This is a genomic window from Streptomyces sp. NH27 (assembly GCF_056859195.1).
The window spans coordinates 1-18,207 of sequence record NZ_JACEGK010000012.1 but is presented as its reverse complement, the minus strand read 5'-3'; the positions used below and the strand labels follow the sequence as shown (position 1 = coordinate 18,207).

Sequence of the window (18,207 nt, the reverse complement as noted above, 5' to 3'; positions counted from 1 at the left end):
CGCGCGAGGGACGCCGACGGGCTTCGCATTCGATGGAATCCGTGCTCACCGAAGCGGTGGCCCTGCTCGACGAGGCCGGGGCGCCGGCGCTGACGTTCCGGGCGCTCGCGCAGCGGCTCGGCGGCGGCGTCGCCAGCATCTACTGGTACGTCGCGAACAAGGAGGAACTGCTCGACCTCGCCACCGACCACGTGATCGGCGCGGTGCTGGCCGACGTCGAAGAACTTCCGGGCGGCGACGACCCGATCGACGACCTTCGCGAAATGGCCGTGACGCTGTTCGACGCGATCGTGGACCGGCCCTGGTTGGGCGCCTACTTCATGCGCAACGCCAACGTCCAGAGCAATTCCCTGCGCCTGTACGAGAGGCTTGGCCGGCAGACCCTCCGTCTCGATCTCAGCGCGCGCCAGCGGTTCCACGCCGTGTCCGCGATCGTCGGGGTCGTCGTCGGCTCCGCCATCGACCTGGGGCAGGAGCCGCCCCAGGAGATCCTTGACGGCGCCGTGGACCGCAACGAGTTCCTCGGCCGCTACGCCCAGGCGTGGCGGGAACTCGACCCCGCGGACTTCCCGTTCGTGCACGAGATCGTCGAGGAGTTCGACGGCCACGACGACGTCGACCAGTTCCGCTCCGCACTGGAGCTGACCCTGGCGGGCCTCCGCCAGCAGGCCGGAGTCTGAGCGGGAGGAGGCGCGTCAGGAGCGGGTGATCGCGTCAGGAGCGGGTGATGCGGAGCTCGGAGATCTCCAGGAGGCCGTCGAGTTCGACTCTGGCGCGGGTCTGGTGGGGGCTGGGGCAAAGATCGTTGCGGCGGACGATCGTGAGGGGGCGCTCGGCGAGGGGGAGGACCATGTGGCGGCCCCAGCAGCGTTCGGAGGTGGGGCCGAAGGGGAGGTAGCCGGGGTGGGCGTCGCTGTCGAGTCCGTCCCAGCGTTCCGGGATGAATGATTCGGGGTCGTCCCAGAGCTTGGGGTCCCGGTGGCTGAGCAGCGGAAGCAGCAGGATGTCGTCGTCCGGGCGGATACGGTCGTCCAGCTCGGAGAATTCCGGGGAGGCGACGCGGAGAATGTTCCAGGACGGCGGAAGAAGCCGCAGCGCTTCCAGGATGATATTCTGGTTCGACACGTTTTCATCGAAGGGCGCCCCGAGCCAGAGGGCGTTGGTGACGAGGGCGGAAACGGTGAAACAGACCGGTGCCGCCACCCGGCGGTAGAGGTACATCGCATAGCGTCGGTCGGCATAGGACGTCGCGCCGAGCACCAAGGTGGCCAGATTCGACAGGTGAATATCGCGACGCGGCTTGCGCAGGAAAGCGGCGCCCGAGGCGACGGCGGACCAGGTGAATTTCGGGGTGAGTTCGAGGCGCCGGTCCACGAGAATGCGGAAGCGGAGGATTTCGTCGCCGAAGACGAGGTCGCGCAGATACGTGTGGGCGACGTGCGGCCACGTGCCGGTCAGGTCCGTCGCGGGGGTGTCGGGGCGGTGCAGCGCGGCTCGTACGTCGCCGCCCACGGCCTGCATGAAAGTGGCGGCGTCGGTGCGGCTGACGAGACGTCCCTGGACGGGCTTGAAGGTCGGGCGCTCGGCGGCGTTCGCGGGCCGGGCCGCGAGGACGGCGTCCATCAGGTCGGGGCCGGCCAGCCCGATGGTGTCGGGTTCGAGACGGAACAGCGGGGAGCCGAGGTGGCGGCTGAGCAGTTCGTGAATCCTCGGGGCGAATTCCACCGGCCGGGTTCGACCGCCGGCGCGTAACTCGGGCATGCGCGGACTCCAGAGGCGGGCGGCCTGTGCCGGGCCGGAAATACCGGCCCGGCACAAACACGGGACGGAAAACCCTGACCTACACCCAGCCGTACCAGGCGTATGCCTTCAGGCTCTTCTCCGGACGAAACCTGTTGACCAGCCGCACCAGCTTCATGGATGCCTCCATATGCGAGAAACGGGGATTCAGAATTTCGATGGGATTCCGCTGCGAACCGGCATGAAACTCCCGGGCCGCAGAAGGATCTCCGTGAAGAGTGAAGACCTGCGGGACGTGTGGTGTCAAGCATTGCCCCTGACCTCACCCGCGATTACGGTTTTTCCGACATGGGTGCATATGCACTTTATGCGACGTCTTGCACGGTTCGGCGTGTAACCGCAGATGGAAGGCGGGCGGAAGGCGGGCGGAATTCCGTCCGGCCGGGCATCGTATAGGCCCGGTCGGGAGCGGGCTTCCGAGCCGGGACCGTGCCGGCAGGGGAGCCGTCGACCCTGCGGCGCGGGACGCTTCCCGCGCGCGGCGCGGCCGATGCCGGGTGGGCGACGAGGGCGGCGAGGGCGATGAGGGGCGCTGAATCTCTGCTCGTGGAGGTGACCGGCGGCCTTGATCTGGCAACAGACAGCGGGCTGTGTGCGACGAAGGGGATGATCATGACCACTGCGCCTGGCGGCGTTCCGCGCTCGTCCGGGTCGGCGACGACGGCCCATCCATTGCGGACCATCCGTGATATTCGGGACTCGTTGCCGGAAGATCAAGCTCGGCACTTCGACGCGGAGCTCGCTGACACCGAGCTTGAGGCGCTGCCGGAGATGCTCAGCCGGTGGGTCCGGTTTGCCACGGACGGCTTCGAGGAGTTCCTGCTCTCCAGCCCCTTCGAAGGGCTGGAGTTCGGCGGGCGTTCCTACGATGACGATCAGGCAGGCGATCGGTGATCTACCTGCTTGACACGAACGTCGTTGCGGAGCTCACCGCTCGTCCTCGGCCCGACCCGGGTCGTGGCCTGGCTCCGCTCCACCGCGCGACCCAAACCGCTTCCTGAGCGTCATCACCGTCGCCGAGATCGAAGCCGGCGTCGCGGTCACCCCGGACCCAGTTCGGCAAGCGCGGTACGCCGAAGCTCTTGCTGCTGCCCGGTTGGAGTACCGGGACCGCATCGCGCCGATCGGTGAGCGCGAGGCGGCAGCCTACCTGGCCGTCCACAAGGCGCTGAAGGCAGCCGGGACGAGTATCGACCCCCCGGATGCTCTCATCGCCGCCACTGCACTGGCCAATGGCTGGACCGTAGCGAGCCGAAATACCAAGCACCTGGAGCGCACCGGCGCCATGGTGACCAATCCCTGGGACTTCAACCCGTAGTGGACTTTGTTGCCGTGCCGATCAGGCGGGCCGTTTGGTAGCGGTGCCAGGAGCCGATCGACGAGGCCCATCGTGACCAGCATGCGGCGGCCCAGGGCGCGGCGCAGGTCGTCGTCGCGTCGGGCCCGGCCGACCCGGACAGCCCGTACGGCGGCGTCTTCTTCTACGGCATCCACGAGGTGTCCACGGAGCTCCACGGCTGACCCCGCCACGGCGAAGCCACCAGCCGACGCACCCGTGACCGTGGTGGTTACCCCCCAGGTCGTTAGGTGGACGCCATGCGTGGTGTCGGACGTCCCCCCCTTGAAACCGGCCGCGAGAGCGTGAGCGTGCCGTGCGCCGCGATCGGATGGTGGCCGCTGGTGCGGGTGTCGTAGAACCCGCGCTCCACGCTCGGGAAGAAGGAACGCTTCACCTGCTCGGCCGCTTCGTCTGAGGCTATGGTGACGGACGGGACGCACATCCGATGCGGTAAGGGGTGGCCTGGTGGCGCCGAGGTCCGGTGAACGACATCGCATGGCCGAGGTGTTGAGGTTCTGGCGGGCGGTGGAACTGTTCAGCCCGCAGAAGGTTCCTGCCGTCAGCCCCAGGGAGCAGGTCTTCGCTGTCAGGGCCGGCGTTCCGCTCCCGTGGGAGGAGCCGGGCGGCCTGCCGCGTCCGCGCAAGGGCTACGCCTGGCAGCACACCGTGTTCTGCGGGGTATTCCCCGTGGAACGGGTACGGGACCTGTTCGCTGACGTCTTCCCGGAGGCGGCGGCCCAGGATCGCGACGGTCGTCTCAACGGCTCCAGCGCCCTCATGTCCTTCACCGTCAACGAGGACGGCCTGCTGCTGCTCGACTCCGTCTGCGTTTCGTCGTGCGCCTGGGCAGTGGGGCGGACCCGTTCGCCGGGGCCGGACGACGCAGGGTGGCTGGACGGTTTCGACACGGCGGCAGCGGAGTACGAACAATGCCTGCGGGATCTGGGTGACGGGAAACTCACCGTACGCGGTGGCCGTTCCTCCGTCGGAGGTCTGCTGGCCGTGGCGGGAACGCTGGTCGCCGACTCGGTGACCGGAGGCTTGGTCTCGGGCCTCGGCGTCCTGGCGCGCGGCCTGGTGGGGGAGGCGGTCGGCGGTGTCGTCGGACAGGCCGCCCAGACCGCGGCCGGCCAGGCAGCCGAGTCCCTTGCCCAGGGGACGTTCGACCGGCTCCGAGGTGGACCCGAAGACGGAACGGGCGCCGAGGAGGAAGCGGAAGCGGGCGGCGGGCCGCCGCTCAACCTCGGTACTCACCCGGTGACTTTCGACGGGATCGCTGCCTTCACCGCCTGGCTGGCCGACCGGCTCCACGTGACGGCGGACCTGGTACCGGACGCGGCTCGGGTGCAGAGCGGCCAGGTCAAGCAGGACCGCGTGGACGAGACGGCGAACGAGGGTTTCCTCAATAGCTTCATCGCGGACGATCTCAACCGGGTCGCGGACGAAGTCGGTCGGGGGCGCGCGGGCAAACCGCTGACGACCTACCTCACGGACGCAGGCCGCATTGACACCGGGCGGCGTCAGGACGTACGGGACCATCCGGAACAGGTGCTGGCGGAGGTCCGCCCCGATCGGATTCCGCTGGGGAGGTGGCCCTCGGCGTCCGATCGCTCACTGGTCCTCAGCCAGCAGTTCGCGGTTAACCGGATGCTCGGTGAACTGGGCACGGCCGAAGGGGTCTTCTCCGTGAACGGACCACCGGGAACGGGCAAGACCACCCTGCTGCGCGACGTCATCGCGGCCCTGATCACGCAGCGGGCCTGCGCGCTGGCGGAGTTGACCAACCCACGGGACGCTTTCGGAAAGCCGCACGTCTGGCGGAGCGAACAGTACGCGCGCACCGTCCACGAGTTGAAGCCGCAGCTGGCCGGCTTCGAAATGGTCGTCGCGTCGGCCAACAACGGGGCGGTGGAGAACATCACCGCCGAGATCCCGTCCCTTGGCGCCATCGCTCGCCAGTGGCACGAGGAGGCCGGCTACCTGACCGAGCAGGCGAGCCTGATGCTGGGCGGAGAGCCCGCTTGGGGAGCCGTCGCCGCCCGGCTCGGCAACCGGAAGAACCGGGGGGAGTTCGTCCAGAGTTTCTGGTGGGGCAACCAGCGGACGAGGGCCGCGAACGGCGCGTCCGGCCGGGCCGTCCCCACCGACCAGGGCCTGTGGCACCTGCTGAGCGGTCAAGGCGGCCGGCCGGCCGAGCAGGTCGACTGGGCCGGGGCCCGGCGGCGTTTCAGGACCGCGCGGCACACGGTCGAGCAGCTTCGTGCCGAGCGGCAGCGGGTGGCCGACGCGCTCGACGGACTCCCGCAGGCCCGCCGGGAACTCGCCGATGCGGTAGCGAGCGCAACGGTCGCCGCCGAGGCCGTGCCGGGTCTGCGACGGCGGACGACCGAGGCGTTCGGAGAAGCCGAACGGATGGAGGCGGCCGAGCGAGGGCATCGCGAGCACCTTCGTGACCACCTGGCCGCAAGGCCAGGTCTGTTGCAGAGCTTCTTCACCTTGGGCCGCGCGAACCGCTTCTGGCACGAGGCGTACGAGCGTCTTTCCGTGGCAGCCGAAGGTGCCGGCCAGGCCGCGTCCGTGGCGCGTGACCGGCACCGGCACACCGCAGACACGCTCGCTGCGGCTGAACGCATGGTGGAGGCGGCGGAAGCGCGGCGACGTGCTGTCGGGACCTTGGAGTCGGCGATCCGTGCGGCGCGGGACCGCTGGGGGGATGCCGTCCCGAACCCCGCGGACTTCACCGCGGACGCCGACCAGGCGGCTGTCGAGCGCAGGGAGAAGTCCGCACCCTGGTCCGACACCGCGTTCGCCGAGGCCCGCACCCGGCTCTTCCTGGAGGCGCTTCGGCTGCACCGCGCCTTCCTGAGCGCCGCGGGCGACATCATGGTCAGGAACCTCCAAGCCGCCATGGAGGTCGTAGCGGGCGGCGCCCCGAAGGATCTCGCCCCCGAGGCGGTGCGTGCCGCCTGGCAGAACATCTTCCTCACGGTTCCGGTGGTCTCCACCACCTTCGCCTCCTACGACCGGCTCTTCGATGGTCTCGGCTGCGGCGATCTGGGGTGGCTCTTCGTCGATGAAGCCGGCCAAGCCTCGCCGCAGATGCCCGTGGGGGCACTGTGGCGCACCCGCCGCGCGGCCCTCGTCGGCGACCCTCTGCAACTGGAGCCGGTCGTCGTCCTGCCCTGGACGGCTCAGCAGCGGCTACGCGAACACCGGAACGTGGCCCAGGAGTGGGCGCCGTCCTGGACGTCCGCGCAGCAGGTGGCGGACCGCCTGGGACGCTGGGGCACGACCCTGCCGGCGCGGCTGCCGGACGGCTCGACGCAGGTGTGGGTCGGTTCGCCGCTTCGCGTCCACCGTCGGTGCGACGACCCGATGTTCGCTGTCAGCAACGCCATCGCCTACGCCGGTCTCATGGTCCATGGCGTCGGTGACCGAGGCGAGTTTCGGCCGCCGCGGGAGAGCTTCTGGTGGCACGTGCGGTCCTCGCAGACCGAGGGCAAGTGGGTCCCCACCGAGGGGCGGGCGCTGGCCGCCACCGTCAGACGTCTCTTCGACGACGGCCTGCCCGACGACCAGCTCTACGTCATCAGTCCTTTCCGCGACGTCGCGATGCGAGCGGCGGAGCAGCTACGAGGCGTGGTGCAGTGGAACCGGGTGGGCACCGTTCACACGGCACAGGGCAAGGAGGCCGACGTGGTGATCCTCGTCCTCGGCACCCACCCGGATGCGGACGGCTCCCGAAGCTGGGCAGCTGCCAAACCCAACCTCCTCAACGTTGCGGTCAGCCGGGCCAAACGCCGCCTGATCGTCATCGGCGACCACGAGTCGTGGCGCGGCCACTCCCACTTCTCCGTCCTCGCACAACAGTTGCGGCGCATCGACTACCAGGAGAGCCGAAGCGAGTGAAAGGGGCGGCGCCGGCTGGAAGGCTCCTCCATCGCCGCCCCGGCGGGTGCGATCGCGGGGGCGGACGACAACCGCCCCCGCTCAGAACTCGCTCGGAACTCGCTCAGAACTCGATCAGCCGTTCCGCCGTGAATCCGAACAGCCGCCGCGCGGCCGTCGTGTCGACCGGTGCGGTACGGCCGGGCAGTGGCCGTAGCAGCCGGGTCGTGGGGTGATAGCGGCGCAGCAACTCCTCCGTGCGGAACGGGACGATGATCTCGGGCGCGCAGAGGTGGACGGCGTGTGCGCCGGGCCCTGGCACGCCGAGCGCCAGCAGCGCGGCGCGGGCCGCGTCGCCGACCTCCAGATAGGTCCACAACTCCCGTGCGCCCAGGGCCGGTTGCTCGGCGAGCCGGGCCGCGTGCGCGAGCAGCCGTTCCTCGAAGCCGCCGACGTACGGATAGCGCAGGCAGATCACGCTCATCGCGTGCCGCCGCGCCATCATCGCGGCGGTGAGTTCGTCGACCTGCTTGGACAGCCCGTACGGGTCCTCGACCTGGCCGGGCATGTCCGCGTCCACCGGGACGTACGGCGGGTGCGGGTCCGGGTCGGTGGTCCAGGGCAGTCCGGTGGTACCCCATGAGCTGGCCAGCGCGACCTGCCGTACTCCGGCGCGCCCGGCCTCCTCCAACACGGTGAAGGTCGCGGCCGTGTTGCCGCTGAAGACCTCCTGTGCGGTGTTGTGTTCGGGGGTCGGGATCGCCGCCAGGTGGATCACCGCGTCGGCGCCGTCCAGGGCCGCGCGTACGGTCCCGGTGTCGGCCGCGTCACCGGCCACGACCAGCCGCGCACCGAGGTCGCCGAGGTCGCCCGGATCGTCCAGGACCAGGGCGTTCGCCTCGATGCCGCGCGCGGCGAGCAGTGCGAGCACCGCCCGCCCGATCCGCCCGGCGGCCCCGGTGACCAGGACCCTTCTGACCCGGATCTCGGCGATCATCACCAACCCCCTTTACGTGTAGGCCCGTACGGCGACGATGTGCGCCGACGCGGCCCCGTTGGTCGACTCGGCCACGATCCGTAGTACCGAGGTGGTGGCCGGCTCGTCCAGGATCAGTGTGCTGCGGCGGCGCCGGTTGTCCGTCACCCGCGCCAGCACCCGCCAGGAGTCCGGGCCGTGCGGCACCTCCACCCGGTAGTTCCGCAGCAGCGTCGGGATCGTGTCGAACGGAGTCCTGTGGTGGTGCAGATTGATCAGGTCCTCGTTGACGTCGTCGTCCGCGATGACGTCGATCCGGCGCAGCACGACCGGCTCGGGCCAGGCCAACTCCAGCCAGTCTTCGGCAGATTCACCCAGCGGCTGCGACACCCACATGTGCGGGCCCGCGTACGGCCGGGCGTATCCGTCCACCGCCTTGCCGGGTGCGAAGGCGGCTGTCTCCCCGGCCCGCAGGCAGAAGGTGCGCCGCAGCAGCCCGGTGTCGGCCCACTCCCGCAGCGGCTGCGGCGACTCGTCCTGCGGCCGCAGCGGCACCCGGGTGAAGCACAGCACCCCGGGCGTCGGCCGGTCGGCGACGCGCAGCGCGAGTCCCGGGGCGGCGCGTACGACGGCGAAGGCGTTGCGCGGGGTGTCCGGCGCCCACTCCAGGCCGGTCTTGACCCACTGCCCCTGCCCGGCCGCGACCGCGACGGACGCCGTGGCGACCAGGCGGCGCGGCACGTAGTTCTGGCCGAGTTCCGGGTCGTACAGTTCGACGGTCAGTACGGTGTCGCGCTCGGCGTCCAGCAGCAGTTCGAGGCCGGTCAGCGCGGGGTCGGCCGGGAGGACGATGCCCGCGTCGGCGGTCAGCGGCCAGGTCTCGTCAGGAGTGTCGACGGTCACGTCGCGCAGGGTGGTCGAGGCCGTCGCGGTGGCGCGAAGTGCGAGGTCGGCCGGGTCGTCGGAGGCCAGCCCGATCACCGAGGCGTCTTCGCGCAGCAACGCCCTTTGCAGCAGCGGGACTTCGAGTTCGCGCGGGCTGATCTTCCGCTCCGCGCAGAGCGCTGCCGCCGTGCCCGCCGCCTGGCCGATCGTCGCGCAGGTCGCCATCACCCGCGTCGAGCCGAACGCCACGTGGCTGGCGGAGATGTCGCGCCCCGCGAAGAGCAGATTGGCGGTGTTCACCGAGTACAGGCTGCGGTACGGGATGTGGTAGATGCCGTCCGCGTAGCGCTGCTTGGCGCCGGATTCCGTCGAGTACATGCCCTGCGGCGGGTGCAGGTCGATGGACCAGCCGCCGAAGGCGACGCGGTCGGCGAACTCGGTCTGGCCGAGGATGTCGCCCTGGTGCAGGACGTAGTCGCCGAGGAAGCGCCGGTATTCGCGCTTGCCGGGCAGTGAGCCGACCCACTCCAGGGTCATGGTGTCGGCGTCGAACTGCCCGGAGTTCTTGATGTGGTCCCAGATGCCGTAGATCACCGACCACAGTTCGTCGCGGATCCGCTCGTTGTCGTGCACGGTGTCCAGCTCGCCGCCGAACTCGATCCACCAGTACGCGCAGCCGTTGTCGCCCGCCTTGATGATGCGGCGCTGCGGGATGGACGTCGTGCTGATGTCCTTGGCGAAGTCCGGCGGCACGTACTTCACCGGCCGCCCCGCGTCCTTGGTGTAGAACAGCAGCGTCGAGCCGAGCGTGATGTCGTCGGCGATCTCGGGCGCCCACGGCTCCCCGTACTCCGCGCGTGCCTCGCGGCCGATGCGGTGCCGGGCGCCGGCGAGGTAGCCGATCAGGCCGTCGCCGGTGCAGTCGAGGAACACCTCGCTCTCGAAGCGGATCAGCCGCTCCGAGCCCATCGTCCAGCCGGTCACGGCGGTGATCCGCCGCGCGTCGTCGGGCCCTTCGGCGTCGACCTCGCGCACATCGGTGTTGAGGTGCAGCGTGATGTTGGGCTCGGCCCGCACGGCATCGAGCACCACGGTGTCCCAGTAGTACGGATTCCCGTCGGGGTTGCGGAACTGGTTCTCGACGAACAGTTCGCCCATGACGCCGCCCTCGCGGGCGTGGTGGTTCTTGCCGTGCCCGGTGGCGCCGCACACCCACACCCGGACCTCGCTGCTCGAATTGCCGCCGAGCATCGGCCTGTTGTTGATCAGGGCGACGGACCGGCCCAGCCGGGCGGCGGCGATCGCCGCGCAGACCCCGGCCAGGCCGCCGCCGACGACGGTGATGTCGTGCCGTACGGTTTCGTTCCTCATGGCGTGCTTACTTCCAGTCGGGGTCGGCGGCGAGGCCGTAGTAGACGCGGGGCGCGCCGTCCAGGGTGAGCGTGACCTTGCCACCCGCGGCGGTCAACGTGCTTTCCTGGCCGATGCAGTTCAGCTCGCGCACCGTCCCGGCGACGGTCCCGGAGTGGGCGACGACCTGCGTCTTCGTCGGCCAGGTGTCGGTCCAGGGCTCGGGTGAGGCCCACCAGGAGTCGGTGCCGTGGCCGGCGTTGAGGACGTAGCCGTCCTTGCGGGTCCACAGGATCGACACCGGCCCGGCGGGGCTCGTGAACAGCAGGCCCTTGACGTCCGGGTCGCTGAAGACCAACGGGCGTACGTAGTCGGCCTGGTCGAGGACGCGGGCGGCCGTCGCGTACGCCAGCAGCGTCGGCTTGGCGCTGGTGTCGCGGTTCATCATGCCGGAGTGGAACTCGACGTCGTCGGGGTTGGCCTCCTGCGGATGGTGCACCGTCGAGTCGTGCAACTGGTACCAGTTGACGCCCCGCACACCCTCGGACTTGGCGAGCGCCAGGCTGAGCAGCACGTTCTCCGCGGCATGCCGGTAGGTGTCGTGCCACCAGGAGTTCGGCTTGGTCGGGGCGTACGCCTCGGACATCCACAACTCCTTGCTGCCGTACTCGGCGATGACCTCCTTGGCCTTGTGCAGGGCGCCGAGGAAGTTCCAGTACGTGCCGGTGTCGCCCAGCACCCACTGATCAGGCGTGGGGGCGTAGTCGGCGGTGAAGTTGCCGCGGCCGGGGTGGAAGGCGAAGGCGTCGATGAGGTCCCATCCGCCCGCGGCCTTGAAGTTGGCGGTCCACACGTAGTCCATGCCGCCGAGGCCCGCGTTCATGACCTTCATCGTCGACCCGGCCGCCGTCAGCCGGTCGGTGACCTGGCGCAGCCCGTCACCGACGTACGCGTCGGCGCCCCGGCCCTGCATCCAGGGGGCGTTCACCTCGTTGCTGACCTCGAAGTACTCGGCGTCGGCGGCGATGGCTGTCGCGGTGTTGGTGTCGGCCCAGGCGGCGATCTGCTCCGCGCTGCCGCCGATCGGGATGCCGCTCAACTCCACGTTGTGGTGGATGCCGTTGGCGTCGAGGGTCGCGATGTCGATGCCGGGCGCGCCCGCGTAGGCGATCCGGATCCGCCGCACACCGATCAGCTTCAGCAGCCCGAGCACATCGGCCTCGCTCGGCTTGAGCAGCCAGGGGTAGTTGGCGAGGCCGAACATCGACTCGCTGCCCGCCTGGTAGGCGAAGTCGGGCAGCACGGTGAGATTCGTCCGCGCCAGTGCCGTGTCGCTGCCGCTCTCGACGCTCACCTCGGTGAAGACGATGCCCTGGCCGGGGGCGGTGATCGGGAAGGAGGCGTCCCAGCCGGCACCCGCGGCGAGCGTTCGGGAGTCGGTGCCGCCCGCGATCCGGTTCCCCGAGAAGTCCCGCGCCCACCAGGTCAGGGTGACCGGCTTCGGGTCCGAACCGCCGTTGGCCACCTGCGCCTTGAGCGTCATGGTCTGCCCGGAGGTCGGGTAGAGGTTGAACGGCTGCTCGGTCCACACCTCCACACCCAGCGGCCTGCCCGCCGCCAGCACCCCGGCGCCGCGCGGCCGCAGATCGCCGAAGACGAGATCCATGGTCGTGGTGGCGGCGCTCGTACCGGTCGAGACGCCGGGCGTGTGCAGCCATGCGGCGGTGGTGTAGGCGGCCGTGCTGGCGGCCAGGCAGAAGAAGCCCTTGGTGTCCGCCCAGGTCTCGGCGTACGCGCAGCCCGCGCTGATCTCGTACGGGATGCCGCCGCGCGGGTCCTTCGTCCACTCGGTCAACGCCTCGTAGGACTCGGGCGCGCTGGGCGACTGTACGGTGCGGGCGACCATGAACCCGGTGGGCGTCAGCGTGTCCGAGCCGCTGACCTCCCAGGACATGTGGGCCTTGTGCGCGCTGACGTCGAAGGTACCGAGCACGGTGACGCCGGATGCGCCGCTGCCCATGGTGTACGTGATCCGGACGGCCGAGCGGCCGTCCGCCAGCGTGATCAGGGCGGGCGTCCCGCCGTAGGTGCGCTGCTGGCCGAGCACGCTGTCCTTGAACATGAAGTGGCTGATCAGGACGCGGTCGGTGCCCGAACCGGCCGATCCGTCGCCGATGAGGACGCTGCCGTCGCTCTGACCGACGAGCGTGACGCCGTCGGCGGTGACGGTGACCGGTTCGGCGGCGTGCGCGGGGATCGCGGGAACCAGCGCGGCGCCGGTGGCGACGGCCGTGCCCTGGAGGAATCTACGGCGTGCGACGGACATGGAGGTGCCTTTCTCTTGTCCCGGTGAGAGAAGGTGCGGTGGCCTCCACAGGTCCGGAGGCGGTGGAGGGGGAGTTCAGCCCTTGACGCCGGTGAAGCCGAGCCCGGCGACGATGTACTTCTGGCCGACGGCGAAGACCAGGATCGGCGGCGCGACGGCGAGCACCATGGCCGCGATGAGCTGGTCCTGCGGTGCCTGGGTGGCGAGTTGGGAGAGTGCGACGCTGATCGGCTGCTTCTCCGGATCGGTGAGCGCGACCAGTGGCCAGATGAAGTCCTTCCAGCTGTGCATGACCGCCAGCAGGCTGATCACGGCGAGCACCGGTCTGCTCATCGGCAGCACGATCCTCGTCAGCAGCTGCCAGGTGTTCGCCCCGTCGACCCGCGCCGCGTCGAAGAGTTCCTTGGGCAGCGCGTCGAAGAACTGCTTGGCGAGCAGCACCGTGAAGCCGTTGGCGCCGGCCGGCAGCCAGATCGCCCAGTACGTGTCACCGAGGTTGAGGTGCAGCAGCGGCACATCGATGACCGTCATGAAGAGGCTGACCATGTTCACCGTGTACGGCACGAACATCGTGGCGAGGATCGCGCCGTAGACGGCCTTGCCGAAGCGCGGTTTCAGCACCGACAGCGAGAAGCCCGCAGTGGCGGAGACGAAGAGCTGCACGAACCACGATCCGCCGACCACCAGGAAGGTGTTCATCAGATAGCGGCCGACGCTCAGATCCGTGTACGCCGTACGGAAGTTGCCGAGCCGCGGCCGGTCGGGCCACAACGCCAGCGGGTGGTCGGTGAGTTCGGTGGGCGGGGACACCGCGCCCTTGAGCATCCAGTACAGCGGCCCGATGCCGATGAGCAGCAGGAGCAGCAGCGTCAGCACCTGGATGCAGCGCACGGCCGCGCGCACACCGGGCCGTTGCCGGTCGTGGGTGGAGACGAAGGTGGTCAGCGGGGTGGTCATGTCTTGCTCCAACCGCGGGTGGCCCGCAGATAGACCGCGGACAGCAGGCCCAGGGCGAGCACCATCAGGAAGGACAGCGCGGCGGCCTGGCCGTACTCGCCGTCCTGGAAGGCGTAGCGGAAGATCAGCAGCAGTACGGTCAGCGTCGCGTTGTCCGGGCCGCCGCCGGTGAAGACATACGGCTCGGTGAAGACCTGCACGGTGTTGATGAGCTGCACCAGCAGCAACAGGCCGATGACGGAACGCAGTTGAGGCAGCATGATGTGCCAGATCCGGCGCCAGATGCCGGCCCCGTCCACCTCGGCGGCCTCGTACAGCTCGCCCGGGATGCCGACCATCGCGGCCAGGTAGATCAGCACGGCGCCGCCCATCCCGGCCCAGGTGGCCTCCAGGACCAGCGAGAGCATCGCCGTGTCGGAGGACTCCAGCCAGGTGTACGGACCGAGGCCGACCTTGCCGAGCGCGGTGTTGAACAGCCCGCTGCCCGGGTCGTAGAACCACTTCCACAGCAGGATCGCCACCACCGGCGGGATGACCACCGGCAGATAGACCAGGAAGCGGTACACCCCCGCGCCGCGCCGTACCGTCGACATCACCGCGGCCAGGATCAGCGGGGCGGGGAAGCCGATCAGCAGGCCGAGGCCCACGAAGAACAGCGTGTTGGTGACGGCGGTGCCGAGCAGCGGATCGTCGAAGACGGTACGGAAGTTGTCGAAGCCGACCCAGACGGCGGGATCGACGAGGTTGGTCCGCTGGAAGCTGAGCAGCAGGCTGCGGACGATCGGCCACCAGGCGAACAGTCCGAAGATCAGCACGGTGGGGAGCAGGAACAGCCAGGCCGTGAGCTGCTTGCGGGCGGCGGTGCCGCCGCGCCGCCGGGCCGGCCGCCCCGTGGCCCCTTCGGCGGGGTCGCGGGACGCCTTCGCGCCGCGCTGGGAGTGGGTGAGCAGGCTCATGAACGGCTACTTCTGGTTCGACTGGTCGGTGGCGAGCTTGGCGTTGACGTCCTTCTCGGCCTTCGCGAGCAGCGCGTCGATATCGGCGTCGCGCTTGGTGAGCACCGCCTGCACCACCGGGTCGAGCGCGCTGTACAGCGTCTGCGCCTCGTACGGCGGCTCCGGCTTGAGGTCGAGCTTGCCCAGGCCCTTCGTGTACGGCGCGAAGTTGTCGAGCTTGACGTTGACGTACGGCTTGATCGCCGCGTTGATCGCGGTCTGCCGCGCGGCGTCGAAGACCGGCAGTGTCGGTACGCCCACCGCGGACTTGGGGTCGGCGGCCAGCGCCTTGGCCTGACTCGCGGCGGTGGTCGTGCTGTACTGCGGCTCGGCGTAGGCGAAGGTCAGCCATTTGACGGCGGCCGCCGCGTGCTTGGTGTCGGCCGACTTCGGCACCATGTAGACGTCGCCGCCGGTGAGGGTGGCGTTGCCGCCGGACTGCGGCATCGTGGCGACGGCGAAGTCGTCGGTGTGCTCCATGCCGAACTGCGTCTTGGCCAGCCGGTAGGTGCCGGGACTGCCGATGAACATCCCCGCCTGGCCGGCCGCGAACTGCCTGATGGCGTCGTTCTGGTTGTTCAGCAGGTTTCTGCCGAGCGAGTCGTCGGTCCAGCGCATGTCCTTGAGCAGGCCGAGCGCGTTCTTCGTCGCCTGGCCGGTGAGGGTGGCGGTGTACGTGCCGCCCTGCTGCTTTTCGAGATCGCCGCCGAACGCGTAGGACAGGATGGCCAGTTGCCAGCCGCCCTGGTTGTCCTTGGACTCCTGGACGAATCCCGCCCTACCCGTCTTGTCGCTGATCGCCTTGGCGTCCGTACGGACTTCCGCCCAGGTCGTCGGCGGCTTGTCGGGGTCGAGCCCGGCCTTCTTGAACAGCGCCCGGTTGTAGACCAGGCCCTGGGCGTAAGGATTCTGCGGGACGCCGTAGACCTGGCCCGCACTGTCGCTCAGGGGTTTGAGGACCTGCGGGTTGAACTCCTTGAAGTGGTCCCAGGACTGGAGCTGGCTGCTGATCGACTGCACCTGCTTCTGCTGGATCAGCCGCTGCGGCTCGGTGAGCGGGACCTTGATGACGTCCTCGACATTGCCGCCGGCCAGCTTGGCGGAGAAGGTCAGCGGGTCGAAGACCGTCGTGGAGCCCTTGACCTTGATGCCCGGATTGGCCTTCTCGAAGTCGGCGACCTGCTGCTTGAAGAGAGCCAGTTCGGCCTTGTCGGTGGCGGGGGGCATGCCCTGGACGCGGAGGGTGATGTCGCCGCCGCTGTCGCCGCCGGACTTGCTCGGGGTGATGGCGGAACAGGCCGTGAGAGCCACGGTCGCGGCTATGGCGGTACAGCCGAGCAGGGCGGCATTACGGGTTTGTCTGGACATTTCGTCTCCACGGAGGGCAGGGTGAGGTCGGTGCGGGGGTTGCCTTGCTGCGAATGCGGACTTCGGTGGCGGCCGCCGGCTTGTACGGCGGGGCCGTCGCGGGGGTCAGCGGGCGGGCGCGGGCCCGGTGGAGGCGCGGGGGACCAGCCGGGAGCCGATCTCCGCGACGGGGGTGCCCTGGGCGTTGCCGATACCGGCCGTACGGCGGTCGGCGTGGCCCGCGATCGTCTCCAGGAGCAGGTCGGCCGCCCGGGTGGCGACCTCCTCCGGATCGATCCTGATGGTGGTGAGGCTGGGGGTGGAGACCGACGCGAGCAGGGTGTCGTCGATGCCGATGACGCTGACGTCGCCGGGCACGCTGACGCCGAGGCTCGCCATCTGGTGCAGCACACCGAGGCCGACCAGGTCGTTGTGCGCGAGGACCGCCGTCGCCCCGTGCGCGGCGACCAGCGTGGCCGCCAGCACCCCGGTCTCGAACCGCGGCTCGTACGGGCCGAGTTCGACGAAGGAGATGTCCTGCGCCTCGAACGACTCGTGGATCGACTTGCCGCGGCTCAGCTCGTCCCGTGAGGCGTTGATGAACACGCAGCGCCGGTGGCCGTACGCGCGCAGGTGCTCCACCGCCTGCGCGATTCCGGCCGACAGCGAGATCCGCACCTCGGGGATACCGGGCACGTGGCGGTTGACGACCACCAGTGGCATCTGGTCCGCCAGTTCGCGCAGCCGGTCCTCGGTGAGCGTGGAGGCCCACAGCACCAGGCCGTCCACCCGCTTGGAGACGGCGGCGATCGCCTCCAACTCGTCCGCCTCGCGCTCGTCGCTGTCGGTGACCAGCACGGTGTAGCCGAGGCGGCGGGCACGGGCCTGCATCGCCTTGACGATCGGCGGGAAGAACGGGTTGGCGATGTCGGGGATGATCAGCCCGAGCGTGCCGGTGCCGCCGCCGCGCAGACTGCGCGCCGCCGGGTTCGGCGCGTAGCCGAGCTTGGTCGCGGCCTCCAGGATGCGCTGCCGGGTCTTCTGCTGGACCTGCTCCGGTGCCGTGAACGCGCGGGAGACCGTCGATACCGAGACGCCCGCGGCGCTCGCCACCTCCCGGATCGTGGTTGCCACGGACCGCCTCCTCGCATCATCGCCACCCGGAGCCTCGCTGCTGCCGGATGCCGTGGATCTTTGCGAACGTTCCCGGAGGTGTCAAGAGTGTTTCCACAATGAAAATTCTCAGTGCAGGAAGGTCTTGCGGAAGGGCGGGGTCATTGCGGATGATGCGTTCTCAGCAAGCCTGATGATGTTGCGGGAACGTTTTCATAGCAGTCTCACGGAGGAGCGGGATGAAGATCACCGGCCTGGAAGTGTTGACCCTCCCCGACCACGGCGACAGCATGATGCTGGTCGTGGTCGACACCGACGAGGGCATCCACGGCCTGGGCGAGGTCGGCATCAGATCCCGGCAGAAGGCGGTGGCCGGCGGGCTGGAACATCTCGCGGAGCTGATCGTCGGCGAGGACCCGCGGCGGATCGAGCGTCTCTGGCAGGTCATGTTCCGGCGGGGCTTCTTCCCGGCCGACCGGATACTCGGCGCCGCCATCGCGGCCGTGGACGTCGCACTGTGGGACATCCGCGGCAAGGCGCTGGGCGTACCGGTGCACGAACTCCTCGGCGGTGCCGTACGGGACCACGTCCCCGCGTATGTGCACGTCGGGGACGATTACCACGACCGCGAACGGTTCCTGGACCGCTGCCGCGCACTGGTCGCCGACGGCTGGGGCCATCTGCGCTTCGCCGCGCCGCACGACCCGGGCGACATCCTGGACGCCCGCCGCTGCCTGCGGGACACGGTCAGCCTCTTCCACCAGGTGCGGGACGCGCTCGGCGACGAGACCGAACTGATCCTGGACGTGCACACCCGGCTCGACCCGCCCGAGGCGGTGACGCTGTGCCGCGAAATCGAGGCGGCCCGCCCGTACTTCGTCGAGGACCCGCTGCGCTGCGAGAACCCCGACAGCTACCGGATGCTGCGCTCCCGCACCGGCGTGCCGCTGGCCGCGGGCGAACAGTACGGCTCCAAATGGGAGTTCAGGACCCTGATCGAGGAGGACCTGATCGACTACGCCCGCGTGGACGTCGGGGTCGCCGCCGGGCTCACCGAGGCGAAGAAGATCGCCGCGATGGCGGAGACCCACCACATCAAGCTCGCCACCCACAACCCCCTCGGCCCGGTCACCGCCGCCTCCTCCCTCCAACTCAACCTGGCCTGCTCGAACATCGCCATCCAGGAGCACCAGACCGACCCCGCCCCGGCCATCGCCGCCCTCTTCCCCAC

At 69.7% G+C, this 18,207-nt stretch carries 14 protein-coding genes; 5 read left to right on the top strand and 9 right to left on the bottom strand.

Features of this window, described 5'->3' with window-relative positions:
- Positions 1-32: 32 nt before the first annotated feature.
- Positions 33-680, top strand: a complete 648-nt coding sequence (locus tag AC13HU_RS02445) for a TetR/AcrR family transcriptional regulator (RefSeq protein WP_483040028.1) — start codon at positions 33-35, stop codon at positions 678-680.
- Between the two features lie 34 nt (positions 681-714).
- Here AC13HU_RS02445 and AC13HU_RS02440 read toward each other — a convergent pair whose 3' ends face one another.
- Both AC13HU_RS02440 and AC13HU_RS02435 read right to left on the bottom strand, forming a co-directional pair.
- Positions 715-1,761, bottom strand: a complete 1,047-nt coding sequence (locus AC13HU_RS02440) for a cytochrome P450 (protein ID WP_483040039.1) — start codon at positions 1,759-1,761, stop codon at positions 715-717.
- A gap of 79 nt (positions 1,762-1,840) precedes the next feature.
- Positions 1,841-1,930 (bottom strand): tryptorubin family RiPP precursor, encoded by a 90-nt coding sequence (locus AC13HU_RS02435; RefSeq protein ID WP_483040027.1) that lies wholly within the window; start codon positions 1,928-1,930, stop codon positions 1,841-1,843.
- 416 nt (positions 1,931-2,346) lie between these two features.
- On the opposite strand from AC13HU_RS02435, the gene AC13HU_RS02430 reads away from it, so the two are divergent.
- From AC13HU_RS02430 to AC13HU_RS02420, 3 genes are all read left to right on the top strand, one after another.
- On the top strand, positions 2,347-2,694 hold the full coding sequence (locus tag AC13HU_RS02430; RefSeq protein WP_483040026.1) for a hypothetical protein: 348 nt from the start codon (positions 2,347-2,349) through the stop codon (positions 2,692-2,694).
- Positions 2,695-2,797: 103 nt separating this feature from the next.
- Positions 2,798-3,118, top strand: coding sequence for a PIN domain-containing protein (locus AC13HU_RS02425; RefSeq protein WP_483040038.1), 321 nt, complete (start codon positions 2,798-2,800; stop codon positions 3,116-3,118).
- Between the two features lie 516 nt (positions 3,119-3,634).
- Positions 3,635-7,048, top strand: coding sequence for a DEAD/DEAH box helicase (locus AC13HU_RS02420; RefSeq protein WP_483040025.1), 3,414 nt, complete (start codon positions 3,635-3,637; stop codon positions 7,046-7,048).
- A 103-nt stretch (positions 7,049-7,151) separates the two neighbouring features.
- On the opposite strand, the gene AC13HU_RS02415 is transcribed toward AC13HU_RS02420, so the two are convergent.
- The 7 genes from AC13HU_RS02415 to AC13HU_RS02385 all read right to left on the bottom strand — a co-directional run bounded on the left by AC13HU_RS02415 (position 7,152) and on the right by AC13HU_RS02385 (position 16,997).
- Positions 7,152-8,024 (bottom strand): NAD-dependent epimerase/dehydratase family protein, encoded by an 873-nt coding sequence (locus AC13HU_RS02415; protein WP_483040024.1) that lies wholly within the window; start codon positions 8,022-8,024, stop codon positions 7,152-7,154.
- A gap of 12 nt (positions 8,025-8,036) precedes the next feature.
- Positions 8,037-10,259: an FAD-dependent oxidoreductase gene (locus AC13HU_RS02410; RefSeq protein WP_483040023.1), complete on the bottom strand. Its 2,223-nt coding sequence runs from the start codon at positions 10,257-10,259 to the stop codon at positions 8,037-8,039.
- 7 nt (positions 10,260-10,266) lie between these two features.
- Entirely contained in the window at positions 10,267-12,564 is a 2,298-nt protein-coding gene (locus AC13HU_RS02405; RefSeq protein WP_483040022.1) for a hypothetical protein, read from the bottom strand.
- A 75-nt stretch (positions 12,565-12,639) separates the two neighbouring features.
- On the bottom strand, positions 12,640-13,521 hold the full coding sequence (locus tag AC13HU_RS02400) for a carbohydrate ABC transporter permease (protein ID WP_483040021.1): 882 nt from the start codon (positions 13,519-13,521) through the stop codon (positions 12,640-12,642).
- Positions 13,518-14,477, bottom strand: coding sequence for a carbohydrate ABC transporter permease (locus AC13HU_RS02395; protein ID WP_483040020.1), 960 nt, complete (start codon positions 14,475-14,477; stop codon positions 13,518-13,520). The genes AC13HU_RS02400 and AC13HU_RS02395 overlap by 4 nt, the downstream gene beginning before the upstream one ends.
- 6 nt (positions 14,478-14,483) lie before the next feature.
- Positions 14,484-15,884, bottom strand: coding sequence for an ABC transporter substrate-binding protein (locus AC13HU_RS02390; RefSeq protein ID WP_483040019.1), 1,401 nt, complete (start codon positions 15,882-15,884; stop codon positions 14,484-14,486).
- Between the two features lie 105 nt (positions 15,885-15,989).
- Positions 15,990-16,997, bottom strand: coding sequence for a LacI family DNA-binding transcriptional regulator (locus tag AC13HU_RS02385; protein WP_483040018.1), 1,008 nt, complete (start codon positions 16,995-16,997; stop codon positions 15,990-15,992).
- Between the two features lie 218 nt (positions 16,998-17,215).
- Here AC13HU_RS02385 and AC13HU_RS02380 point away from each other — a divergent pair.
- The coding region (locus AC13HU_RS02380; RefSeq protein ID WP_483040017.1) for a mandelate racemase/muconate lactonizing enzyme family protein at positions 17,216-18,207 on the top strand (992 nt) is incomplete at its 3' end.